Genomic DNA, 23480 nt, shown 5'->3' on the forward strand with positions numbered 1-23480 from the left:
GCCGGCATCCCGGCGTCCGCTCCCGCCGTTCTACCGCGGCGGCATGTCCCGGTGACGGATCTCGGAGTCCGGACCCGGCGAGCACACGGCCTCGTGCCCGTCCTCGAACCGCACGCGGTAGGGGGGAGAGCCTTTCTCTCCCATGACCTCGGTGATCTCCGCGACCTTGTCGTGCTGGCCGACGGTCCTGCCGTGCTGCACCAGCTGGTCGCCTTTGGTTGCCTGCATCTGAACGGTCTCCTCGCTTGTACGGGAGCAACGGTTCGTGGCCTCGGGCCGAAAGGCCCGGGGCGCGGGTCGGTGCGGCCTGTTCGTGCGGGTCAGCCCCGTGCCCGCTGGGTCAGGGCGATGCAGACGAGGACGGCGGCCGCCGTCAGGGGTGCCGCCGGGGTGAGCCGCTCGCCCAGGAGCAGTACCGACCACACCAGTGTGAGCAGCGGCTGGGCCAGCTGCAACTGGCTGGCCTTGGGAATCCCGATCGACGCCATCCCCCGGTACCAGACGACCAGGCCGAGGAACTGCGAACCGACCGCGACCCACAGCAGCCCGGTCACGCCGTGTGCCGTCAGCCGCACCGGTTCGTACGACAGCGCCAGCAGCGCGCCCGGAACGCTGAGCGGCAGACACAGGACCAGGGCCCAGCCGATGACCTGCCAGCCCGGCATCATCCGGGCCAGCCGGCCGCCCTCGGTGTAGCCCGCCGCGCAGATCAGCAGGGCCCCGAAGAGATAGGCGTCCGCACCGGTCAGGGCACCGCCGCTCTGCTGCACGGTGAACGCGATCACGGCCGCGGCGCCCGCGCAGGCCGCCACCCAGAACGTCCGCGACGGCCGCGCGCCGGTGCGCAGCGCCGAGAACAGCGCCGTCGTGAGCGGCAGCAGCCCGACGACGACGGCCGCGTGGGCGGTGGTCGACGTCCGCAGGGCGAGTGTCGTCAGGAGCGGGAAGCCGAGGACGACACCGGCGGCGACGACGGCGAGGCCCGCCAGGTGCCGCCGGGCGGGCCGGGGGACCCGCAGCGCGAGGAGGCAGCCGCCCGCGAGGACCGCCGCGAGGACGCAGCGCACGGTCACCAGCGACCAGGGGCCGAAGCCCTCCAGGCCCCAGGCTGTCGCGGGGAAGGTGAGGGAGAAGGCGGTGACCCCCAGGGCCGCCTGAAGGGTGCCCGAGCGGCGGTCCGCCGGAGCGGGGTTCCGGGGCGGGGCGGAGACCGGGGGCTCGATGCCGGTGCTGACCGCTATCCCGGTCCGGTCGATAGCGCTACTCTCTGCTCTCATGCAAGAGCGTAGCAGTGTGGGCGATCTGGCGGATCAGCTGCGACAGGAGCTGAACCGCTACTCTCCAGGTGGAAAGCTGCCGTCCAGCCGGGCGCTCGTCGAGCGGTTCCGCGTGAGCCCGGTGACCGTGTCACGGGCGCTGGCGCAACTCGCCGCCGAGGGGCTCGTGATCACCCGGCCCGGTGCGGGCGCCTTCCGGGCGAGGCCCCGGCCCGCCGTCACCTCCACCGGGGACACCTCCTGGCAGGAGGTCGCGCTCAGCGCGGACGCCGCGCCGGAGGCCGTCCCGCGCACCGTGGACGCCTCCGGCGTCCTCGCCTCGCTCGCCGCGCCGCCCCCCGGCGTCATCGAGTTCAACGGCGGCTATCTGCACCCCTCGCTCCAGCCGGAACGGGCGATGGGCGCTGCCCTCTCCCGGGCCGGCCGTCGCCCCGGGGCCTGGTCACGGCCGCCCATGGAGGGACTGCCCGAACTGCGCGAGTGGTTCGCGCGCGGTATCGGCGGGGCGATCGGCGCCGCCGAGGTACTGGTCGCGGCCGGCGGCCAGACCGCCCTGACGACCGCCCTGCGCGCGCTCGCGCCGCCCGGCGCCCCGGTCCTGGTCGAGTCGCCCACGTATCCGGGCATGCTGGCCATCGCCCGCGCCGCCGGCCTTCGCCCCGTTCCGGTCCCGGTGGACCCCGACGGCGTGAAACCCGGGCTCCTGGCCGACGCCTTCAGGGCGACCGGCGCCCGGGTCTTCGTCTGCCAGCCGCTGTTCCAGAACCCGACCGGCGCCGTGCTCGCGCCCGAGCGGCGCGGCGAGGTGCTGCGCATCGCGCGGGACGCCGGAGCCTTCGTCGTCGAGGACGACTTCGTACGCCGCCTGGTGCACGAGGACGCGGGCCCGCTGCCGCGGCCGCTGGCCGCCGAGGACCCCGACGGAGTCGTGGTGCACGTCGGTTCCCTGACCAAGGCGACCTCGCCGAGCTTCAGGGTGAGCGCCCTGGCCGCGCGCGGGCCGGTGCTGGAGCGGCTGCGCGCCATCCAGGTCGTCGACACCTTCTTCGTGCCGCGCCCGCTCCAGGAGGCCGCGCTCGAACTCGTCGGCTCGCCGGCCTGGCCGCGTCATCTGCGTACGGTTTCGGCCGAGTTGAAGGTCCGGCGGGACACCATGACCGCCGCACTGCGGCTGCGGCTGCCCGAACTCGCCCTGCCCCACATCCCGTTCGGCGGCTACCACCTGTGGGCGCGGCTGCCCGACGGCACCGACGAGTCCGCGCTCGTCGCCGCCGCCCTGCGCGCGGGGGTGGCCGTGACCCCGGGCCGCCCCTACTACAGCGCCGAACCCCCGGCCGCCCAGATCCGGTTGAGCTTCGCGGCGGTGGCGGGGACGGAGGAGATCACGGAGGGCGTACGACGGCTGACGGCGGCGTACGACGAGGTGCGGGCCTGAGCGGAGGCGGCGGGACTCGGTGCGACGGGGAGCCGCGGGGACGCAACGGCGGGAAGGCGCGGGTACAGGGCGCCGACACGGTCGGTGCACAGACCAGGAGCCGATGTTGCGTGAATATTCGGATACTCTGCGTAACACCCTTGACCTGCGGAGTCCGGCGCTCCACGATCTGCGCATGCATCTTCGGGTCACGTTCGTCGCCGCCGCGCGCAGTTCCGCGCTGCTGGCGGAGCGCTTCGAGGACGACCGGCCGCTGGACCAGGCGGGATGGGAGGAAGCCCAGCGCGCCGCCGCGGGGCTGCTGCCACTGGCGGCGGCCGAGCTGCGCTACTGCGCGCCGACACCCCGCAGCCGGGCCACCGGTGACGTCCTCGGCTACGCGCCACTGGTCCAGCTCGCGCTGCGTGACTGCGACATGGGCCGCTGGCGGGGCTTCACCCTCGGGGAGGCCATGGCCCGCGAGCCCGAGGCCGTGGACTCCTGGCTGTCCGATCCGCGCTCCACGTCCCACGGCGGTGAGAGCCTGCTGACCTTCATCGCCCGGGTCGGTGCCTGGCTCGACACCCGGCCGGGGGAGGACGGCGGCAGCATCGTCGCGGTGGCCGAACCGTCGGTGGTACGGGCCGCGCTGGTCTACGCGCTGAAGGCGCCGCCGTCGACGTACTGGAACATCGACGTCCGTCCCCTGTCGGCGATCACCGTGACCGGCCGGGCGGGCCGCTGGAACCTGCGCGTCGACGGGGTGCCCGCTCAGGTCGGGCGCGCGTAACCGGTGGTGAGCACGAGGTCCTTCGCGGGTCCCCGCACCCGCCAGACGGACCGCCAGTGGCGCTCGTCCCGGACGGTGAACTCGCCGCGGTAGAGATCCGCGGCGCAGGGGTGGTCGGCGACGTACCGTCCGGTCGTCAGGTCCAGGTCGTGGAACGGGCGGCCGTCGGAGAACCGTACGAGAGCGGTCCCGGGTCCCCGGCCCGGCAGGAACCGCAGCGTCCGCTCGGCGGGCCGCGCGACGCCCTGCCACACGAACGTGCCCGACTCCCGGTGCAGCAGCCCGCCCTCCTCCAGCGGCTCGAACACCGTCGTGCCGGTGAAGCGCCCTTCGGCATCGCTCGCGAGGTCCCGTACGGTGCGCTCGACCCGCCAGTTTCCGCCCAGGTACGTCAGCACGTCCTCGACCGGCCAGAACTCGCCCATGCCGTCCCGCTCTCCGTCCCGTCCGATGCGGCGCGCCCCGTCGACGCGCGCCCGGCCTCCCCATCCTGCCGTCCCGGTCGCTTCCGGGGCGGGGCCGGGGTGGAGCCCGGTCAGGAACCGCGGCGGGGCCTGCCGCGCTTGGCGCCGCCGGTGCCGCCGCCCCGGGTGTTCTTGGCCGCGGTCCTGCCGCCGCCGCCCTTGCCGCCCGTCTTGCCGGGCGCGGGCTTGCGCCGGGCGCCGCCGCCCGAGTCCGACTTCCGGGGGGCGGACTTCGCCGCGCCCCGGTCCTTCTGCGCCGCCGCGGGCGGGGTCTGGGAACGCCCTCGGGTGCTGTTGACCGTGCGTCCGCGCACGATGCCGATGAAGTCCTCCACCAGATCGGTGGTCCGCTCCTCGGGCCAGGCCAGCGCGACCCGCGACTCGGGGGCGTCCGTGACCGTCCGGTACGTGAGGTCCTTGCGGTGGTGCAGACGGGCCAGGGACTGCGGCACGACCACGACCCCGATGCCCGCCGCGACGAGTTCCACGGCGTCCGCGGTGGCCGCGGGGCGCTCCAGCGCGGGCCTGCCCGGCAGACGCTCCCAGTCCAGCGGGTCGTCGAGGGGGTGCAGCACGATGTCGTCGGCGAGGTCCTCGCCACTGACCTGCTCGACCGCCGCCACGATGTGGTCCTTCGGGACCACGACGACCGTCGTCTCGGTGTAGAGGGGGATCGCGCTGAGGTCGGTCCCGTCGACCGGCAGCCGAACGAAGCCCGCGTCGGCGTCGCCGCGCCGCAGGACGTCGTACACCTCGTCGGCGGACACCGGGACGAGGGCCAGGGGCACGCCGGGCATCCGCTCGTTCCAGATCCGCACCCACTTCGAGGGCGTCACCCCCGGAACGTAGGCGAGCCTGAACGAGGGGGATGCTTCGGAGCCGGTCACCACGTCAGATTACCCGGCGTGGCCGCGGCACCGTACCGGCGATGGTCGGCGGGGGCCCGCGCGCTCGATACCCTTGACCCATGAGTTCGCACCAGACCGCCCAGACGATGAAGCCCGCCACAGCGGCGAAGAAGCTGGGTGTGTACCTCGAGGCCACCCCCGCCGAGTTCCAGGAGGGTGTCGTCTCTCGTGCCGAGCTGAACGCCTTGCAGACCGACCCGCCCGCGTGGCTCCAGGAACTGCGCCGCACCGGCCCGCACCCGCGTCCGGTCGTCGCGGCCAAGCTCGGTGTCTCCATCGCGGGACTCGCCCGCGGTGGCGTCAGCGAGGCCCTCACCACCGAGCAGATCGAGGCGCTGAAGACCGAGGACCCCGAGTGGCTGCGGCGCGAGCGCGCCACCCAGGCGGACGTCCGCAAGGAGACGGTACGCATCAAGGAGAAGAACGCGGAGCGGGACGCCAAGCGCTCCTGACCGAGTCGCCCCCCGCCGCGGACGTCGGCCGGGGGCACCCGAGCCGCCCCGCGCCGGGATCTCGGCCGCCGGTCCCGGGGTGCCGGGCCCGCCGGCACCGGCCGTTCCGGAGCCGTTCGCGCCGGGCGGGGAGCCGTGCCCGCCCGCGTGCCCGAACGCCTTGACGAGCAGGTGGATCACTGCGGCCGGCGGGAGCGGGAAGACGACGACGGGGAACTGGAACGTGCCCGTCGTCCGGTGGGCGACACACCACCCGTTGCAGGTGAGGAAGATCCCGCCCGGGGCGGCCCGGACGCGGTTCTCGAACGAGTTTCCGGGGACGGACGCCGCTCCGATCAGGATCGTTCCCGACAGGACGGCGAAGATCCCGTACGCGCTCCGGTGCGCGGACGACGACGATGACACGGGCGGTCCTCCGGAGGTTTTCGGAGCGGGGCCGAGACCACGGCGCCGTCCAGGACGATGACCATCCCGTCCACCACCGCCGGCCCCGGCGCGAACGCGGCGCGGGCGGCGGATCCGCCACCGGCGGTCCCGCAGGCGACGGCCGAGTCCCGCGCGGCGCCCTCCCGCCCCGTCGAGCGCCTCTCCCGTGCCGTGCGGTCCAGCGCCGCGAAGCGCGCCGGGAGCGCCGCGCCACCACGGACCGCCGCGTGTCCGCCGCGGCGGAGGGTGGCCCGGAGGAGGAGAACCCTGTGCGGGGCCCGGGGGAGACGCGTGCGGGGACGGGGCCGATCCGGCGCCCTCCGGCGAAGGTGATGCCGGGCTTTGACCGGAATCAATCCGGAGTGTGCGTGCTGTTCCACCGGATCCGATCGTGTGGTCCGAGTGGAAGGACAGTGACTCTGGGCATGATTCCCACCGTGCCGACCGGACGGGGGCGTCGCGGAGCCGCGCGTGCCCCCGCGGGCATCCAGGGAGGATTGCATAAACGTGCAGGGAAACGTATAGTCATGCCATCCAAGAGGAGGGTTCCATGGCGATGCGTGCGGCGGTGGCGGGAGCGAGTGGGTACGCGGGCGGGGAACTGCTGCGCCTGCTCCTGGCACACCCCGAGATCGAGATCGGCACCCTGACCGGCAACTCCAACGCGGGCCGGCGGCTCGGCGGGATCCAGCCCCATCTGCTGCCGCTCGCCGACCGCGTCCTCGCCGAGACCACAGCCGAGGCGCTGGGCGGCCACGACGTGGTGTTCCTCGCGCTGCCCCACGGCCAGTCCGCCGAGGTCGCCGAACAGCTCGGTCCCGAGGTCCTCGTGGTCGACATGGGTGCCGACTTCCGGCTGAAGGACGCGGCCGACTGGGAGCGTTTCTACGGCTCCCCCCACGCCGGGACCTGGCCGTACGGCCTCCCCGAACTGCCGGGTGCCCGCGCCGCGCTGGAGGGGTCCAAGCGCATCGCGGTACCCGGTTGCTATCCGACGGCCGTCTCGCTGGCCCTCTTCCCCGCGTACGCGGCGGGGCTGGCGGAGACCGAGGCCGTGATCGTCGCCGCCTCGGGCACCTCGGGGGCCGGCAAGGCACCCAAGGCGCACCTGCTCGGCAGCGAGGTCATGGGGTCGATGAGCCCGTACGGCGTCGGCGGCGTCCACCGGCACACCCCGGAGATGATCCAGAACCTCACCGCCGCCGCCGGTGAGCCCGTCACCGTCTCCTTCACCCCCACCCTCGCGCCCATGCCCCGCGGCATCCTCGCCACGTGCAGCGCCAAGGCGCGGCCGGGAGCCACCGCCGAGTCGGTCCGGGCCGCCTACGAGAAGGCCTTCGCCGACGAGCCCTTCGTCCACCTCCTTCCCGAGGGGCAGTGGCCGGCCACGGCGTCCGTCTACGGTTCCAACGCCGTTCAGGTCCAGGTCGCGTACGACGCCGCCGCGCACCGCATCATCGCGATCAGCGCCATCGACAACCTGACCAAGGGCACCGCGGGCGGTGCCGTCCAGAGCATGAACCTCGCCCTCGGCCTCCCCGAGGAGCTGGGACTTTCCACGATCGGAGTCGCACCGTGAGCGTCACGGCAGCACAGGGATTCACCGCGGCCGGAGTCGCCGCGGGGATCAAGCAGAACGGCAACCCGGACCTGGCCCTCGTGGTCAACAACGGGCCCCGCCGCGCCGCCGCGGGCGTCTTCACCTCCAACCGCGTGAAGGCCGCGCCGGTCCTGTGGTCGGAACAGGTCCTCAAGAGCGGCCGACTGTCCGCGGTCGTCCTCAACTCCGGCGGCGCCAACGCCTGTACGGGACCCAAGGGCTTCCAGGACACCCACGCCACCGCCGAGAAGGTCGCCGAGGCGCTCGGTGACACCGGCGCGGGCAGTGTCGCCGTGTGCTCGACCGGCCTCATCGGCGTACTGCTCCCTATGGACAAGCTCCTCCCGGGCATCGACCTCGCCGTCGCCCGACTCGGCCCGCACGGCGGCGAGAAGGCCGCCATCGCCATCAAGACCACCGACACCGTGCACAAGACCTCGGTCGTGACCGGGAACGGCTGGACGGTGGGCGGCATGGCCAAGGGCGCCGGCATGCTCGCGCCGGGCCTGGCCACCATGCTCGTCGTGCTCACCACCGACGCGGACGTGGACACCGCGGACCTCGACCGGGCGCTGCGCGACGCCACCCGCACCACCTTCGACCGCGTCGACTCCGACGGCTGCATGTCCACCAACGACACCGTGCTGCTGCTCGCCTCCGGGGCCAGTGAAGTCACCCCGGAGTACGCGGAGTTCGCCGAGGCGGTCCGCGCGGTCTGCGACGACCTCGGTCAGCAGCTGATCCGCGACGCCGAGGGCGCCAGCAAGGACATCAAGGTGGAGGTGGTCAACGCCGCTACCGAGGACGACGCCGTCGAGGTGGGCCGCTCCATCGCCCGCAACAACCTCCTCAAGTGCGCCCTCCACGGCGAGGACCCCAACTGGGGCCGCGTGCTGTCCGCGATCGGCACCACCCGGGCCGCCTTCGAGCCGGACCTGCTGAACGTCGCCATCAACGGCGTGTGGGTCTGCAAGAACGGCGGGGTCGGCGAGGACCGCGACAAGGTCGACATGCGCTACCGCGAGGTCCACATCGTCGCGGACCTCGCCGCGGGCGACGCGACCGCCACCATCTGGACCAACGACCTCACCGCCGACTACGTCCACGAGAACAGCGCGTACAGCTCATGAGCAATACGACCCGTAAGCACACCGCCCTGCCCAAGGCGCAGATCCTCATCGAGGCGCTGCCCTGGCTGACCCGGCACCGCGGCAAGACCGTCGTCGTCAAGTTCGGCGGCAACGCCATGATCGACGCCGAGCTGAAGGCCGCCTTCGCCCAGGACATCGTGTTCCTGCACCACGCGGGCCTCAAGCCCGTCGTCGTGCACGGCGGCGGCCCGCAGATCAGCGCCGCCCTCGACCGGCACGGCATCGTCAGCGAGTTCAAGGCGGGCCTGCGCGTCACCACCGAGGACGCGATGGACGTCGTCCGCATGGTGCTGGCGGGACAGGTCCAGCGCGAGCTGGTCGGACTCCTCAACGAGCACGGCCCCCTCGCCGTCGGACTCACCGGCGAGGACGCGCACACCATCACCGCGACCAAGCACCGGCCCACGATCGACGGCCAGTTGGTCGACATCGGGCGGGTGGGCGAGATCACCGCGATCGACACGGGCGCGATCGAGGCCCTGCTCGCCGACGGCCGCATCCCGGTCGTCTCCTCGATCGCCCGGAGCCAGGACGACGGACATGTCTACAACGTCAATGCTGATACGGCGGCTGCGGCACTCGCTGCCGCGCTGGACGCCGAGACCCTCATGGTCCTCACGGACGTCGAGGGCCTCTACGAGGACTGGCCGAACAGCGACGAGGTGATCAGTCGCCTCACCGCCACCCAGCTGGAGAAGCTCCTTCCCGAGCTGGCCAGCGGCATGGTGCCGAAGATGGAGGGCTGTCTGCACGCCGTGCGCAACGGCGTCACCACCGCCCGTGTCATCGACGGCCGGGTCCAGCACTCGATCCTGCTGGAGATCTTCACCGACGAAGGCATCGGCACGATGGTCGTGCCGGACGACGAGGAAGCGGGGGACGCCGAATGACCGGCAGCGCGAGCAACGCGGAGCTCACCGAGCGGTGGCAGGGCGCGCTCATGGACAACTACGGCACCCCACGGCTGCCGCTCGTGCGCGGTGCCGGAACCAAGCTGTGGGACGCCGACGGCAACGAGTACCTCGACTTCGTCGGCGGCATCGCGGTCAACGCCCTCGGACACGGCCACCCCGCGATCGTCGAGGCGGTGAGCCGGCAGATCCGTTCGCTCGGCCACGTCTCCAACCTCTTCGTCGCCGAACCGCCCGTCGCGCTCGCCGAACGGCTGCTCCAGCTCTTCGGCCGCGAGGGCCGGGTGTACTTCTGCAACTCGGGCGCCGAGGCCAACGAGGGCGCGTTCAAGATCGGCCGGCTGACCGGCCGGACCCACATGGTCGCCACCACCGGCGGCTTCCACGGGCGGACCATGGGCGCCCTCGCGCTCACCGGCCAGCCCGCCAAGCAGGAGCCCTTCCTGCCGCTGCCCGGCGACGTCACGCACGTCCCGTACGGCGACGCGCAGGCCCTCGCCGAGGCGGTCACCGAGGACACCGCGCTGGTGATCATCGAGCCGATCCAGGGCGAGAACGGTGTGGTCGTCCCGCCCCCCGGCTACCTGAAGGCGGCCCGCGCCATCACCGCGGCCCATGGCGCGCTGCTCGTCCTGGACGAGGTGCAGACCGGTATCGGCCGCACCGGCCACTGGTTCGAGTACCAGGCCCACGAAGGCGTCCTGCCCGACATCGTCACCCTGGCCAAGGGGCTCGGCGGCGGACTGCCGCTCGGTGCCACCGTCGCCTTCGGCCGCGCCGCCGGGCTGCTGAAGCCCGGCCACCACGGCACGACCTTCGGCGGCAACCCGGTCGTCTGCGCGGCGGGACTCGCCGTGCTCGACACGATCGGGTCCGAGGGGCTCCTGGAGAACGTCAAGCGCGCCGGCGAGAAGCTGCGGGACGGGATCGAGGGGCTCGGGGACGGTTCCGGCCATCCGTTGATCGACCACGTCAGGGGTGCGGGCCTGCTCCTGGGTATCGTGCTCACCGAGCCGCTCGCGCCCCAGGTGCAGCAGGCGGCTCAGGACGCCGGTCTCCTGGTGAACGCGCCCGCCCCCGATGTCGTACGGCTGATGCCGCCGCTGAACCTCGGCGACGACGAGGTGGACGCGTTCCTCCGGGCCCTTCCCGGCATCCTCGACGCAGCCAACGGGGACGGGTGATCCCGGGAATGGGACGACGACGATGAGTCAGGCGCAGGACCACGAGCACGCAGGGCCTGCCGTGCCGCAGACCCGCACCGCACGCCACCGCCGGATCGTGGACATCCTCAACCGGCAACCGGTGCGCTCGCAGAGCCAGTTGGCGAAGCTTCTGGCCGACGACGGGCTGAACGTCACGCAGGCGACGCTCTCCCGGGACCTCGACGAGCTGAACGCGGTGAAGATCCGCAACAACGACGGCGACCTCATCTACGCGGTGCCGAGCGAGGGCGGTTTCCGCACTCCGCGCGCACCGCTGGGGGAGTCGGCGAAGGAGGAGCGGATGCGCCGGCTCTCCTCGGAGCTGCTGATCTCCGCGGAGGCCTCGGCGAATCTCGTGGTCCTGCGCACCCCGCCGGGCGCCGCGCAGTTCCTCGCCTCGGCGATCGACCAGGCGGAGCTGCACGACGTCCTGGGCACGATCGCGGGGGACGACACCCTGATGCTGATCAGCCGCGATCCGACGGGCGGCCAGGCGCTGGCCGACCATCTGCTGCGGCTGGCCCAGAACGACCACTGACCCGTACGACGGTGGAGGCGCACCCCGCTCCGGGGTGCGCCTCCACCGTCGTACGTCTCGGAGCGGGTGCGCCGGGGGACCGTGCCGGCGAACGGCCGCCGGTCACCCCAGGCGCTGGGCGAGGCCTCCGGTGCACCGGACCTCGTTGCCGGCCGTGATGAGCAGCGCCTCCACGTCCGGGAGCGACTCCAGCCAGTCGAGGCCCGCCCGCGAACCCATCGCGAAGGCCGCGGTCGCCCAGGCGTCCGCCCAGGTCAGACGGGGGCCCACCACGGTCACGGCCAGCAGGTCGGTGACCGCCGACTTCCCGGTGCGCGGGTCGACGATATGGGCACCGCGTTCGGCGGTGCCCGAGGTCGCGACGGCCAGCCGGTCGACACCGGCCGCGGAGACCACCGCGGCGAGCGAGCCCGGGCGGAGCGGGTCGGACACGCCCACCCGCCAGGGGCGGTGCGGCCCGGGGACGCCGCAGAGCTGGACGTCGCCGCCGCCGTTAACGCTCACCCCGCTCGCCCCGGCCGCGGCGAGACTCAGGGCCGCGCGCTCCGCAGCCCAGCCCTTGACGATCCCCGTGGGGTCGAGCTGTCCCTCGTAGCGGGTGCTGAACCAGCCGTCGCTGGCCCGTTCCGCCTCGGCGCCCAGGTCGAGCACCTCGGCGACCTCCGGGTCGCACTCCTCGACGGTGAGCTCTCCGCGCACCAGCCGCGAGATCTGGCTGTCCTCGCGGTAGGTGCTGAACACCGCGTCCACGCGGTGCAGTTGGGTGATCGCCTCCTCCAACGCCGTCCGCACGGCCTCGGGTTCGCCGCCGCGCACGTCGAAGGAGAAGACCGTGCCCATCACCTCCTCGGCGTGGCGCAGCTCCTGCGGTGCGTCCTGCGCGGGCTCAGACACCGGCCTTGTCCAGCGCCGACTGCAGGGACTTCTTGTAGCCCTCGCTCGTGTAGGTCGCGCCGGAGACGGTGTCGATCTGGGCGTTGCCCGCCGCGACGGCCTCCTGGTTGAGCTTGGGCACCGAGAGTTCGGTCTTCTGGGAGCTGGTCCCGCCGGAGGGGGCCTGGACCGCCTCGGCCTTGGTGATCTTCTTGCCGTCGAGGGTGATCCGGACCTGGACGGGGCCGTACTGGGTGTTCGTCACGGCGCCGGTGACGACGCGTGCCTGCGCGGCCGGTGCCGCGGAGGCCTTGCCCGGGGAACCCGGGGAGTCCGACGTGCCGCCGGAGGTCTTCGCCTTGTCCAGGGCCGACTGGAGGGACTTCTTGTAGCCCTCGCTGGTGTAGGTGGCGCCGGAGACGCTGTCGATGTCGGCGTTGCCCGCCGCGACGGCCTCCTGGTTGAGCTTGGGCACCGAGAGTTCGGTCTTCTGCGAGCTGGTCCCGCCCGAGGGGGCCTGGACCGCCTCGGCCTTGGTGATCTTGCCGCCGCTCATGGTGAGCCGCACCTGGACCGGACCGTACTCGGTCCGCACCACGTCACCGAGGACGGTGCCGGCACCCGCCTGCTCGGCGGCGCCGCCCTGTGCGGCCCCCTGGGCGGCCGCCGTCTGCTGGGGAGCGGCACCGGCCTGCGCCGACGCGGCGGCCGGGTCGGTCGCCGGCTTGAGCGCCAGCAGCAGCACGATCCCGGACACGGTGGCGGCGCTCGCCAGAACGAACCGCCGGATGGGGTGATTTGTCTTCATCGTTCCTGACTCCCGTCGCTCACATCTCGAACGACTCGTGATGGATGCGGCGGGCGGGGACACCCGCGCCGCGCAGTGCCGCGTACACCTCCTGGGCGAAGCCGGGCGGCCCGCACATGAAGACGTCGTGGTGGTCGATGTCGGGCAGTTTGCGGCGCAGGGATTCCGCCGAGATGTCGGGGCGCTCACCCTCGGGGCTGTTCACCGCGTACATCAGACGCGCCCCGCGCTCCTTGGAGATGGCGGCCAGCTCGTCCCACAGGGCCAGGTCCTGGGTGGTGTTGGCCCGGTAGAGCAGCGTGAGGTCGCCGGACGCGCCGGGAAGGGTCTCGAACAGGGCCCGCATCGGGGTGATGCCGACGCCGCCCGCCACCAGGAGCACCTTGCCGCGGCTGCGCTTTCCGGCGGTCAGCGCGCCGTACGGGCCCTCGGCCCAGACCCGGGTGCCCGGCTCCAGATCGCGCAGGGCGGAACTGTGGTCGCCGATCGCCTTCACGGTGATGCGCAGCATGTTGGGGCGGGGTGCCGCGGAGAGCGAGTACGGGTGGGAGCTGAACCGCATCCCGGGAGCCAGGAAGCGCCAGCGGAAGAACTGCCCGGCCTCGGCGCCCATCCGGTGCAGCTTGCGTCCGCTGATCAGCACCGACACGATGCCGGGCGTCTCCTCGATGACGGCCTGGACCCGCATCCGGTGCTTCAGGTTCAGCCGGATCGGAGAAAGGATTCGGTACCAGATGACCAGCGCGGTCACCGATCCGTAGAGCCCGTACCAGACGGTCTTGGCGACCGGTTCGACCGCGAAGTCGTTGCCGGTGGAGAGCTGGTGCCAGAACGTCAGGAACACCGCGGCGTACGTCAGCAGGTGGACGTGGTACCAGGTGTCGTACGGGATCAGCCGGCGGAGCCAGCCCATGGATATGAACCCGATGAGCACGAGCAGACCCGTGCCGATCGCGGCCTTGCCCATGTCGGGCAGCTGGTTGACCGAGTCGACGGTCTGCTGCACGATCCCGCCGAGCCCTTTGCCGGACTGCAGGGCATAACCCCACATCGTCAGGAAGAGATGGGCGAGGACCAGGCAGATGGTGTAGCGGCCGGTCATCGCGTGCCAGCGCGCCACCCGGTCGGATCCCACCCGGCGTTCGAGGGCGGGGACGCGGGCCATCTGCAGCACCACGAGGGCCATCAGATATCCGGCGAGCAGCCCGGTGATGCGGCCGGCGTTGAGGATCCTGCTGTTGTTGTCCGCGATGGACGGGGTGTTGTTCCACCACAGCCACAGGACTGCGGCGGCGCCGGCCCAGACGGCGATCAGCAGCGGGACGGCGGGCGAGCGGCGAGGGCGGATTCGGCGCATGGTCTGGCGCCGCGCGGCGCGACCACCGGCGATCGTGGACACGGTTCCTCCGTGTTCGTCCTGGAGAGACGGGGTGAGGGGAGTGGCCCCCTGGCCCAGAGATACGGTCCGCGACGCCCGTGCGTTCAGAAGCCCGCCGAGTCCGGTGAGGACTGCGGCGACCGCCTGTGTCCGTCACCGGTGTACGTGGCTCCGGACACCGAGTCGATCCGGGCGCTCTGTGCGGCCGGCGTCTCGCGCCCGGGCTCGGGAAGCGCGTAACCGTTGATCTCCTGGCCCCTGGGATTGTCCGAAGGATAGACGACCGCCGTGGACTCGGTGATCTTGCCGTCCTTCAGCGTGATCCTCACCTGGACGGGCCCCAACGGGTCTGCGCCGAGTGGCCGGTGACGGGGACGGGGAACGGCCCGGGAGCGGCCACGTTCACGGTCGGACTCCCCGCGGCGTGGACCACGGCCCGTACCCGTACGAGGTCGCCGCCGCTCCCTCGGCGCCGTCAGTACCGGGTGACCGCCGTCGCCCCGCTTGTCGTGCCGATGACGATGTGCGGCCTGCGCGCGGGATCGGCCCACGCGAGGATCCGCCGCATCGCGTCCGCCGGCACGGACACGCAACCGGCCGTGGGCCCGCTCCCGTCGACGTGCAGGAAGATCCCCGCGCCACGCCCCCGCACCGGCCGCGCGTAGTTGAACCCGATGACGAGGGCGTACGCGTACTGCTTCTCGTAGGCGATCAGATGCTCGGACTCCCCGGCCCGGCAGTCCGCGGGGCGCGGCTCCGTCCACCGGTTGTACGACCGGGAGGCGTTGTCCTGGCACCACCAGGAGTCCTGGTTCACCCGGCGGTACGGCATCGAGGTCCCGTCCGGCGCCGCCCGCGTTCCGAACGCGTACGGCAGCTCGTACAGCCCCGTGGGTGTCGTGTTCGTGCCCTGGCGCCGGGCTCCGCCCTCGACGAGTCCGCGCGCCCCGAACCGCGCGGGAGCGGAACCGGCCCGCACCCAGCGCCCGTTCCGCAGGTCCCACCACGTGAGGGTCCCCGAGGTCGCGTTCGCTCGCGGTGCCTCGGCGGTGAGGATCTGGCTCCCGCCGCCGGTGTCGGTCAGCCGCGAGGGCGGTACGGCGACGGGCGGCGGCCCGCTCGGGGCCAGGGCGAGCAGGGACACGGACGCGAGGGCGGCGGCTCCGAGGCGCATGGCTCAGACCGTACTGGGGGGCAACGGCAGCGGCAGCCCGGGAAGTCCGTCCAGGCTCGTCGCGATGTGCTCCTTCTTGGTGAAGTACGCGTTCAGCGACGCGTCGTCCTCGCGCGCGAAGCGCCTGCCGTGCAGGTCGCGGTCGTCGTCGTAGGACATGTAGGGCACCGCGTAGCCGCATGAGTCGCGGACGAGCTCGGCCGTCACGACGATGACCGCGCGCAGCCCGTGCGCGGTCGGGTCGATGCCGCCGAAGTGGGTGAGCAGTTCCGCGAAGCGCGGGTCGTCGCGGAAGACCGGCTCGCCGCGGCCGTGCACCCGGACGATGTTGGGCGGACCCTGGAAGGCGCACCACATCAGGGTAATCCGGCCGTTCTCGCGCAGATGCGCGATCGTCTCCGCGGTGCTCCCGGCGAAGTCCAGATAGGCCACGGTCAGTTCGTCGAGAACGGCGAACGAGCCGCTGAGCCCTTTGGGGGAGAGGTTGACCGTGCCGTCCCCGGACAGGGGCGCGGTCGCGGTGAAGAAGAGGGGCTGTGCCTCGATGAACGTACGGAGGCGGCCGTCGATGCGCTCATAGGTCTTTCCCATGTCTAACGATTATCCGGGAAAGTCTTTTGCCTGTCTAAGGGGTTGCGGGTTCCGGCGGCGTCGTTCAGGGGCACCGCCGGAACCCGCGGACCGCCCCGGCCCTTGCCGGCGGGGCGGCCGCATGGCGGGTCAGGTCACTTGGTGAGCGTGCAGGCGGCGAGGGTGTCCAGTCCGGTGGGCTTCGCGGCGGTGCGGCCGATGGAGATCGCGATGCGGTCGATGGTGGAGACCCGCTTGTCCTTGAGGGGGCCGAGGATCGCGTTCTGGACGAAGTTCGGGCCGCCCTGTCCGACGGTCTTGACCAGACGGGTGTTGGCCTCGGAGATCTGGGTGTTCAGCAGGGCGAGGTTGCGGTCGACCTCGGCCTTGGCGGAGGCCGGTACGGCGGGCAGTCGCGAGGCGACGTCCGGGCAGGTGATGGTGCCAGCGGTGGCGGCACCCGCTCCGGAGGCGTCACCGCCCGCCTGCGCCGTGGCCGGCGCGCTCGGCGCGGTGGAGGCGGCGCCCGCGCCTCCGGCGGCCGCGCCCGCGCCCGCGGTGTTGAGCGTGCAGGCGGCGAGGGCGTCGAGTCCGGTGGGCTTGGCGGCGGTGCGGCCGATGGAGATCGCGATGCGGTCGATGGTGGAGACCCGCTTGTCCTTGAGGGGGCCGAGGATCGCGTTCTGGACGAAGTTCGGGCCGCCCTGTCCGACGGTGTCGACCAGTCGCTTGTTCGCCTCCGCGATCTGGGTGTCCAGCAGGGCCAGGTTGCGGTCGACCTCGGCCTTCGCGGAGGCGGGGACCGTGGGCAGGCTCGGGGCGACCGCCGGGCAGTTCACCGTGTTCGCCGCGGCCTTCGTCGTGGCGTTCTGCGCGGTGTCGTGCGACTCGCCCGCCAGGGCGCTGCCGGCGATCACCGCCGCGGACAGCACCACGGCGGAGGCTCCGCCGATCATCACGACGCGCCGCTTGTTGTACTTCGGAAGAGCCCTGGACATGCGGAATCCTCACTCGGGTCGGGGTGGACGACCGTCCGGTGTTCGACGGGTCGGCCGTTGTCCGTGTGCCTGCCGTGCGTGAACGCGGCGCCTGCGTTCAGCGGGAGATACGCGAAAGCGGTTTCGGGTGTTCAACGCTCCGTGAAGATTCCTCGGCCGGGTGTGCGGAGGGGCCCGCCGCCCGGGCGCCGGAAGAAGTCGCCGCCCCGTGAGCCGCGATTGACGAACCATGCAGAGTGCTGCATACTCATGCATGTCAGCGAATGCACTGTGAGGAGAATCCCGTGACCGAGCGCGTCGTACTCGCCTACTCGGGCGGTCTGGACACCTCCGTCGCCATCGGCTGGATCGCCGAGGAGACGGGCGCCGAGGTCATCGCCGTTGCGGTCGACGTCGGCCAGGGCGGCGAGGACCTGGACGTGATCCGCAAGCGAGCACTCGCCTGCGGTGCCGTCGAGGCCGAGGTCGCGGACGCCAAGGACGAGTTCGCCGACGAGTACTGCCTCCCGGCGATCAAGGCCAACGCCCTCTACATGGACCGCTACCCGCTGGTCTCCGCCCTCTCCCGGCCGACGATCGTCAAGCACCTCGTGGCCGCCGCCCAGAAGCACGGCGCCACCACGGTCGCCCACGGCTGCACCGGCAAGGGCAACGACCAGGTGCGGTTCGAGGCCGGCATCGTCGCCCTCGCCCCCGACCTCAAGTGCATCGCGCCGGTCCGTGACTACGCGATGACCCGGGACAAGGCGATCGCCTTCTGCGAGGAGAAGCAGCTCCCGATCGCCACCACCAAGAAGTCCCCGTACTCCATCGACCAGAACGTCTTCGGGCGCGCGGTCGAGACGGGCTTCCTGGAGGACATCTGGAACGCGCCGATCGAGGACATCTACGAGTACACCTCGAACCCGGCCGAGCACCGCGAGGCCGACGAGGTGGTCATCACCTTCAAGCAGGGCGTCCCGGTCGCCGTCGACGGCAAGCCCGTCAGCGTGCTCCAGGCGATCCAGCAGCTCAACGAGCGCGCCGGCGCCCAGGGCATCGGCCGGATCGACATGGTCGAGGACCGGCTCGTGGGCATCAAGTCCCGTGAGGTGTACGAGGCTCCGGGCGCGATCGCGCTGATCACCGCGCACCAGGAGCTGGAGAACGTCACGGTCGAGCGTGAACTCGCCCGCTACAAGCGGCAGGTCGAGCAGCGCTGGGGCGAACTGGTCTACGACGGCCAGTGGTTCTCCCCGCTCAAGCGCGCCCTGGACGGCTTCATCAATGAGGCCAACCAGCACGTCAACGGCGACATCCGGATGACGCTCCACGGCGGCCGCGCGGTCGTCACGGGCCGGCGCTCCGACACCTCGCTCTACGACTTCGACCTCGCCACGTACGACACCGGCGACACCTTCGACCAGGCCGCGGCCAAGGGCTTCATCGACATCTACAGCCTGTCGTCGAAGATCGCCGCCAAGCGGGATCTGGCCTGAGCCGTACGGGACCCGGCGCGGACCGCGTCGTGTCCGCCGCCTCGAAGCCTCCCGAGCACTAGCCTGGCAGCCGCCTCCTCACGCACGCGTGGGGAGGCGGCGGCACATCCACACCTTTCGAGGAGTAACGCAAGTGAGCAGCAACAGCGGTGACGTCCGGCTCTGGGGCGGACGGTTCGCCGACGGTCCCGCCGAGGCCCTGGCCAAGCTGTCCGCGTCGGTCCACTTCGACTGGCGCCTCGCGCCGTACGACATCGCCGGTTCGCGTGCCCACGCGCGCGTGCTGCACAAGGCGGGCCTGCTCACCGAGGACGAGCTCACACGCATGATCGGGGGCCTCGACCGGCTGGAGTCGGACGTCGCCGACGGCTCCTTCGTGGGCACGATCGCCGACGAGGACGTGCACACCGCCCTGGAGCGCGGCCTCCTGGAGCGCCTCGGCCCGGACCTCGGCGGCAAGCTCCGCGCCGGCCGCTCCCGCAACGACCAGGTGGCCACGCTCTTCAGGATGTACCTGCGCGACCACGCCCGGATCATCGGCGGTCTGATCGCCGACCTCCAGGAGGCGCTGATCGGTCTGGCGGAGGCCCACCCGGACGTGGCGATGCCGGGGCGCACCCACCTCCAGCACGCCCAGCCCGTGCTGTTCGCCCACCACGTCCTGGCCCACGTCCAGTCCCTGTCCCGGGACGCGGAACGGCTGCGGCAGTGGGACGAGCGGACGGCCGTCTCGCCGTACGGCTCCGGCGCCCTGGCCGGTTCCTCCCTCGGCCTGGACCCCGAGGCGGTGGCGAAGGACCTCGGATTCGAGCACGGCAGCGTCGCCAACTCCATCGACGGCACGGCCTCCCGCGACTTCGTGGCGGAGTTCGCCTTCGTCACCGCGATGATCGGCGTGAACCTCTCCCGGATCGCCGAAGAGGTCATCATCTGGAACACGAAGGAGTTCTCCTTCGTCACCCTCCACGACGCGTTCTCCACCGGCTCGTCGATCATGCCGCAGAAGAAGAACCCGGACATCGCCGAACTCGCGCGCGGCAAGTCGGGGCGGCTGATCGGCAACCTGACCGGGCTGATGGCCACGCTCAAGGCCCTGCCCCTCGCGTACAACCGCGACCTCCAGGAGGACAAGGAGCCGGTCTTCGACTCCTGCGACCAGCTGGAGGTACTGCTCCCCGCCTTCACCGGCATGATGGCCACGCTGACCGTCCACCGCGAGCGCATGGAGGAGCTGGCCCCGGCCGGCTTCTCGCTCGCCACCGACATCGCCGAGTGGCTGGTCAGGCAGGGCGTGCCCTTCCGTGTCGCACACGAGGTCGCGGGTGAGTGCGTGAAGGTCGCCGAGGCGGACGGCAGGGAACTGGACGAGCTGACCGACGAGCAGTTCGCGAAGATCTCGGCGCACCTGACGCCCGAGGTGCGGTCCGTCCTGAACGTCCACGGAGCCCTCGCCTCCCGCGACGGCCGCGGCGGTACGGCACCGAGCGCCGTCGCCGTCCAGCTCGCCGAGATCAAGACGGACGTCGCCGCGCAGCAGACCTGGGCGGCGGCCAGGCGGAAGAAGTAGACCGACGGCACTTCGCCCACCCGCGGAGCGGACACGGTCCGCGGACCGGGGCGGGTGCGTACGACGGAGGGTGTCGCGGGTTACGTTGGCCGGGAGCCGTAAAGGAGCCGACCGAACGGAGCCGCGATGCCCTTCGCACGTCTCGCCTCAGCCACGACTCCCACCGCCCACCTCGGACTGGGGCTCGCCGCCGTCGGCCGCCCCGGGTACATCAACCTCGGCCGCGAGCAGGACTTCCCGGCCGACCGCAGTGTCGACGCCCTGCGCGAGCGCACCCGCGAACTCCTCGAGGCCGCCTACGCCCAGGGCGTGCGCTACTTCGACGTGGCCCGCTCCTACGGCCGTTCGGAGGAGTTCCTCGCCGGCTGGCTGAACAGCCGCCCGGACGTCGACGACATCGTCGTCGGCAGCAAGTGGGGCTACGCCTACACGGCCGACTGGCGCACCGACGCCGAGGCGCACGAGGTCAAGGACCACGGCCTCGCCATGTACGAGCGCCAGCGCGCCGAGACCGCGGAGCTGCTCGGCGACCGGCTCGACCTCTACCAGATCCACTCGGTGACCCCGGACAGCCCGGCCCTCACCGACAAGGAACTGCACGCGGCCCTCGCCGAGGCGGCCGCCGGAGGCCTGTCGATCGGCTTCTCCACCAGCGGGCCCGCCCAGGCCGAGGCGATCCGTGCCGCGCTCGCCGTGACGGTCGACGGCGAGCCGCTCTTCCGTACCGTCCAGTCCACGTACAACCTCCTGGAGACCTCGGCCGCCCCGGCGCTCGCCGAGGCCCACGACGCCGGCCTCACGGTGATCGTCAAGGAGGGCCTGGCCAACGGCCGGCTCGCGCGGTCGCACGCGCCGGACACACTGCGGGCCGTCGCCCTGGAGACCTCTCTCGACTGCGACGCGGTCGCCCTCGCGCTGATCCTGCGGCAGCCCTGGGCGGGCGTCGTGCTCTCGGGGGCGGTCACCGTCAACCAGCTCGCCTCGAACCTGCACGCGGCGGTCGTCGACCTCGACGACGACCAGCTCTCCCGGCTCGCCGCCCTAGTGGAGGAACCGCGGGCGTACTGGGAGCGACGCGGACAACTCCCCTGGCACTGAGCGCCCTGAGCGCCTGAGCGCCTGGGCGCGGGGAGTCGCGGAGGAGGCGCGTCGGAAGGGTTTCGAGCAGCGCCCGGACCGGACAAGTGTGAGACGTGCACGCGCCGAATGAGACATTGATGTCTCAGGTGCGGTACCGTTGTCTCATGGCTGTCGACCGTGATCACGTGCTGCGCAGCGCAGCCGCCCTGCTCACCCGGAAATCCACCGCGACCATGGACGAGGTCGCCAAGGCCGCCGGGATCAGCCGGGCCACGCTGCACCGCCAGTTCGCCGGCCGGGACGCGCTCGTACGCGCGCTGGAGGCGCTCGGCATCGAGGAGTGCGAGGCCGCCCTGGACGCGGCCCGCCTCGACGACGGCACCGCCCAGGAAGCCGTGCGCCGCCTGGTGCGGGAGCTGGAGAAGGTGGCCGGACTGCTCGCCTTCCTCTACACGGAGAACCAGCTCTTCGAGGGCGACGGGCAGCACGAGGGCTGGGCCCGGCTCGACGCCCGGATGGCCGCGCTGTTCCGGCGCGGCCAGCAGAGCGGCGAGTTCCGCATCGACCTCAGCCCGGCCTGGCTCACCGAGGCGCTCTACGGGCTGATGGCCTCGGCGGCCTGGGCCGTGACCGAGGGCCGGGTCGCCGCCAACGACTTCCACCACATGATCGTCGAGCTGCTGCTCGGCGGCGCGCTCAGGAGAGAGGAACCATGACCAGCACCCTGCGGCCGGCCGTTGTGACGGAGACGCCGAAGCGCCCGGGCCGCTGGCTCGCGCTCTGCGTCCTCGTCCTCGCCGTGCTGCTGGTGGCCGTCGACGCGACCGTCCTCGGCCTCGCGACCCCGTACATCAGCGAGGACCTCGAACCCTCGGGCACCCAGCTTCTGTGGATCGGTGACGTCTACTCCTTCGTCATCGCCGGTCTGCTCGTCTCCATGGGCAGTCTCGGCGACCGCATCGGCCGCAAGAGGCTGCTGCTGGCCGGCGCCACGGCGTTCGGCCTGATATCCGTGCTCAACGCCTATGCCACGACACCCGAGACGATGATCCTGGCGCGGGCGCTGCTCGGCGTCGCGGGCGCGACCCTGATGCCCGCCACCCTCGCCCTGATCCGCAACATCTTCCACGACCCGCGCGAACGCAGCCTCGCCATCGGCATCTGGGGCGCGACGGCCTCCGCGGGCACGGCGGTCGGTCCCGTCGTCGGCGGCCTTCTGCTCGAACACTTCTGGTGGGGTTCGGTCTTCCTCATCAACCTTCCGGTGATGGTGGTCCTCGTCCTCGTCGGGCGCAGGCTGCTCCCCGAGTCGAAGAGCCCGAACCCCGGGCCCTGGGACCTGATCAGCGTGACGCTCTCGCTCGTCGGAGTCATCGGTGTGGTGTACGCGGTGAAGGAGCTCGCCGCGCACGGGCCCGGCGGCCGGGCACTCGTCGCGGGCCTGCTGGGCGCGGGCGCCCTCGTCTGGTTCGTGCGCCGCCAACTGACGCTTCCCGCACCGCTGCTGGACGTCCGTCTGTTCCGCAACCGGGGATTCTCCGGCGCGGTGCTCGCCGACCTGTTCACCGTGCTCGGCATGTCCGGGCTCGTGTTCTTCCTCTCCCAGTACCTGCAACTCGTGCAGGGGCGCGGGCCGTTCGAGGCGGGGCTCGCCGAAGTCCCCGCCGCCGTGGGCGCGGTGGCGGCGGGTCTGGTCGCGGGACGGGTCGCCCGGCGCTTCTCCGTGCGGACCGTCGTGTCCGGCGGACTCGCCGCCGTGGGTCTCGCGCTCGGCGCGCTCACCGTGCTGGACCGGTCCACCGGCTATCCGCTGCTCGGCACGGCCCTGCTGGTCGTCGGCGTCGGCGCGGGCTTCTCGTTCACCGTCACCGCCGACGTCATCCTCTCCGCCGTGCCCAAGGAACAGGCGGGCGCCGCGTCCGCGGTCTCCGAGACGGCGTACGAACTCGGCGCGGCCCTGGGCATCGCGCTGCTCGGCTCCGTCGTGACCGGCGTCTACGCGGGCTTCACCGGCCCCGCGGGCACACCGGCCGAGGCGCGCGACTCGCTGGGCGGAGCGGTGGAGGCCGCCGGAAGTCTCCCCGGGCACACCGCCGAGGCGCTGCTGACCGCGGCCAGGGAGTCCTTCGTGGACGGCCTGGCACTCGCCTCCGCCGCGGGCGCGGCCGTCCTGCTCGCCACCGCGGTGGCGGCCTGGTTCCTGCTGCGCGGCCAGAGGCTGGACGCGTAGGAGCACGGGACCGGCGACCGGCGGGATGCGCCGGGCCCGCCGGAGCGGGACCCCGGCGCCGGACGCGCTGCCGTGTCGGAACGGGGCCCCGGCCGATGGCGCCGGGCCCGCCGGAACAGGGCCCGGCGGGAGACGCGTGGCCGTGCCGGAGCGGATACCTCGGTGGGAGACGCGGTCGCGAAAGGGTG

At 72.3% G+C, this 23480-nt stretch carries 23 protein-coding genes and 1 pseudogene; 13 read left to right on the plus strand and 11 right to left on the minus strand.

All coding sequences use genetic code 11. The annotated features are described in order from the left end of the window. Positions 1-30 precede the first annotated feature (30 nt). Both ACFYW9_RS33175 and ACFYW9_RS33180 read right to left on the minus strand, forming a co-directional pair. Positions 31-228 (minus strand): DUF1918 domain-containing protein, encoded by a 198-nt coding sequence (locus ACFYW9_RS33175; RefSeq protein WP_351862409.1) that lies wholly within the window; start codon positions 226-228, stop codon positions 31-33. Between the two features lie 92 nt (positions 229-320). After that, a complete protein-coding gene (locus tag ACFYW9_RS33180) occupies positions 321-1277 on the minus strand; it encodes a DMT family transporter (protein WP_389158300.1) in 957 nt (318 codons plus the stop codon). Between ACFYW9_RS33180 and ACFYW9_RS33185 the strand changes: the two genes are divergently transcribed. Together ACFYW9_RS33185 and ACFYW9_RS33190 are read left to right on the plus strand one after the other, a co-directional pair. After that, entirely contained in the window at positions 1276-2712 is a 1437-nt protein-coding gene (locus tag ACFYW9_RS33185; protein WP_351862411.1) for a PLP-dependent aminotransferase family protein, read from the plus strand. The genes ACFYW9_RS33180 and ACFYW9_RS33185 overlap by 2 nt on opposite strands. Before the next feature lie 175 nt (positions 2713-2887). Beyond that, positions 2888-3481 (plus strand): histidine phosphatase family protein, encoded by a 594-nt coding sequence (locus tag ACFYW9_RS33190; RefSeq protein WP_351862412.1) that lies wholly within the window; start codon positions 2888-2890, stop codon positions 3479-3481. On the opposite strand, the gene ACFYW9_RS33195 is transcribed toward ACFYW9_RS33190, so the two are convergent. Both ACFYW9_RS33195 and ACFYW9_RS33200 read right to left on the minus strand, forming a co-directional pair. Beyond that, a complete protein-coding gene (locus ACFYW9_RS33195; protein ID WP_389158305.1) occupies positions 3463-3906 on the minus strand; it encodes a DUF6314 family protein in 444 nt (147 codons plus the stop codon). The two genes, ACFYW9_RS33190 and ACFYW9_RS33195, sit on opposite strands and share 19 nt — an antisense overlap. 110 nt (positions 3907-4016) lie before the next feature. Continuing rightward, entirely contained in the window at positions 4017-4832 is an 816-nt protein-coding gene (locus tag ACFYW9_RS33200) for a LysR family transcriptional regulator substrate-binding protein (RefSeq protein ID WP_389158309.1), read from the minus strand. A gap of 80 nt (positions 4833-4912) precedes the next feature. On the opposite strand from ACFYW9_RS33200, the gene ACFYW9_RS33205 reads away from it, so the two are divergent. From ACFYW9_RS33205 to ACFYW9_RS33230, 6 genes are all read left to right on the plus strand, one after another. Next, complete coding sequence (locus ACFYW9_RS33205) at positions 4913-5305, plus strand: DUF5997 family protein (protein WP_326788832.1); 393 nt, start codon at positions 4913-4915, stop codon at positions 5303-5305. Between the two features lie 976 nt (positions 5306-6281). Beyond that, entirely contained in the window at positions 6282-7310 is a 1029-nt protein-coding gene (gene argC / locus ACFYW9_RS33210) for an N-acetyl-gamma-glutamyl-phosphate reductase (protein ID WP_389158312.1), read from the plus strand. After that, the gene (gene argJ, locus ACFYW9_RS33215) at positions 7307-8461 is read left to right on the plus strand and encodes a bifunctional glutamate N-acetyltransferase/amino-acid acetyltransferase ArgJ (RefSeq protein WP_389158315.1); all 1155 of its coding nucleotides are present in this window, start codon (positions 7307-7309) and stop codon (positions 8459-8461) included. The genes argC and argJ overlap by 4 nt, the downstream gene beginning before the upstream one ends. Beyond that, a complete protein-coding gene (gene argB / locus ACFYW9_RS33220) occupies positions 8458-9372 on the plus strand; it encodes an acetylglutamate kinase (protein ID WP_351862419.1) in 915 nt (304 codons plus the stop codon). Before argJ ends, argB begins: the two co-directional genes overlap by 4 nt. Then, the gene (locus tag ACFYW9_RS33225) at positions 9369-10577 is read left to right on the plus strand and encodes an acetylornithine transaminase (protein WP_389158320.1); all 1209 of its coding nucleotides are present in this window, start codon (positions 9369-9371) and stop codon (positions 10575-10577) included. Before argB ends, ACFYW9_RS33225 begins: the two co-directional genes overlap by 4 nt. Before the next feature lie 22 nt (positions 10578-10599). Further along, positions 10600-11136, plus strand: coding sequence for an arginine repressor (locus ACFYW9_RS33230; RefSeq protein ID WP_328454389.1), 537 nt, complete (start codon positions 10600-10602; stop codon positions 11134-11136). A gap of 102 nt (positions 11137-11238) precedes the next feature. Here the strand turns inward: ACFYW9_RS33230 and ACFYW9_RS33235 are convergent, their stop codons facing one another. The 7 genes and pseudogenes from ACFYW9_RS33235 to ACFYW9_RS33265 all read right to left on the minus strand — a co-directional run bounded on the left by ACFYW9_RS33235 (position 11239) and on the right by ACFYW9_RS33265 (position 16937). Continuing rightward, the gene (locus ACFYW9_RS33235) at positions 11239-12030 is read right to left on the minus strand and encodes an FAD:protein FMN transferase (RefSeq protein WP_351862421.1); all 792 of its coding nucleotides are present in this window, start codon (positions 12028-12030) and stop codon (positions 11239-11241) included. Beyond that, positions 12023-12817, minus strand: coding sequence for an FMN-binding protein (locus ACFYW9_RS33240; protein ID WP_389158325.1), 795 nt, complete (start codon positions 12815-12817; stop codon positions 12023-12025). The genes ACFYW9_RS33235 and ACFYW9_RS33240 overlap by 8 nt, the downstream gene beginning before the upstream one ends. Positions 12818-12836: 19 nt before the next feature. After that, complete coding sequence (locus tag ACFYW9_RS33245) at positions 12837-14174, minus strand: ferredoxin reductase family protein (protein ID WP_351862612.1); 1338 nt, start codon at positions 14172-14174, stop codon at positions 12837-12839. 125 nt (positions 14175-14299) lie between these two features. Continuing rightward, a pseudogene (locus ACFYW9_RS33250) lies at positions 14300-14565 on the minus strand (FMN-binding protein); the annotation flags it as partial. 105 nt (positions 14566-14670) lie between these two features. Beyond that, positions 14671-15369 (minus strand): L,D-transpeptidase, encoded by a 699-nt coding sequence (locus ACFYW9_RS33255; protein ID WP_389158328.1) that lies wholly within the window; start codon positions 15367-15369, stop codon positions 14671-14673. Positions 15370-15372: 3 nt separating this feature from the next. Further along, entirely contained in the window at positions 15373-15960 is a 588-nt protein-coding gene (locus ACFYW9_RS33260; protein WP_351862424.1) for a pyridoxamine 5'-phosphate oxidase family protein, read from the minus strand. 134 nt (positions 15961-16094) lie between these two features. Next, positions 16095-16937, minus strand: coding sequence for a hypothetical protein (locus ACFYW9_RS33265; protein ID WP_389158333.1), 843 nt, complete (start codon positions 16935-16937; stop codon positions 16095-16097). Positions 16938-17221: 284 nt separating this feature from the next. Here ACFYW9_RS33265 and ACFYW9_RS33270 point away from each other — a divergent pair, with 284 nt between their 5' ends. The 5 genes from ACFYW9_RS33270 to ACFYW9_RS33290 all read left to right on the plus strand — a co-directional run bounded on the left by ACFYW9_RS33270 (position 17222) and on the right by ACFYW9_RS33290 (position 23292). After that, positions 17222-18415, plus strand: a complete 1194-nt coding sequence (locus tag ACFYW9_RS33270) for an argininosuccinate synthase (protein WP_389158336.1) — start codon at positions 17222-17224, stop codon at positions 18413-18415. Positions 18416-18548: 133 nt separating this feature from the next. Next, complete coding sequence (gene argH / locus ACFYW9_RS33275; protein ID WP_389158339.1) at positions 18549-19982, plus strand: argininosuccinate lyase; 1434 nt, start codon at positions 18549-18551, stop codon at positions 19980-19982. Between the two features lie 126 nt (positions 19983-20108). After that, complete coding sequence (locus ACFYW9_RS33280; RefSeq protein ID WP_389158342.1) at positions 20109-21080, plus strand: aldo/keto reductase; 972 nt, start codon at positions 20109-20111, stop codon at positions 21078-21080. Positions 21081-21226: 146 nt separating this feature from the next. Continuing rightward, positions 21227-21778, plus strand: a complete 552-nt coding sequence (locus ACFYW9_RS33285) for a helix-turn-helix domain-containing protein (protein ID WP_326788850.1) — start codon at positions 21227-21229, stop codon at positions 21776-21778. After that, positions 21775-23292 carry an MFS transporter gene (locus tag ACFYW9_RS33290; protein ID WP_389158345.1) on the plus strand — a complete coding sequence of 506 codons (1518 nt, stop codon included), beginning with the start codon at positions 21775-21777 and terminating at the stop codon, positions 23290-23292. Before ACFYW9_RS33285 ends, ACFYW9_RS33290 begins: the two co-directional genes overlap by 4 nt. Positions 23293-23480 lie beyond the last annotated feature (188 nt).

The sequence above is a fragment of the Streptomyces sp. NPDC002698 genome (genome assembly GCF_042888945.1).
In the GTDB taxonomy this organism is placed as follows: domain Bacteria; phylum Actinomycetota; class Actinomycetes; order Streptomycetales; family Streptomycetaceae; genus Streptomyces.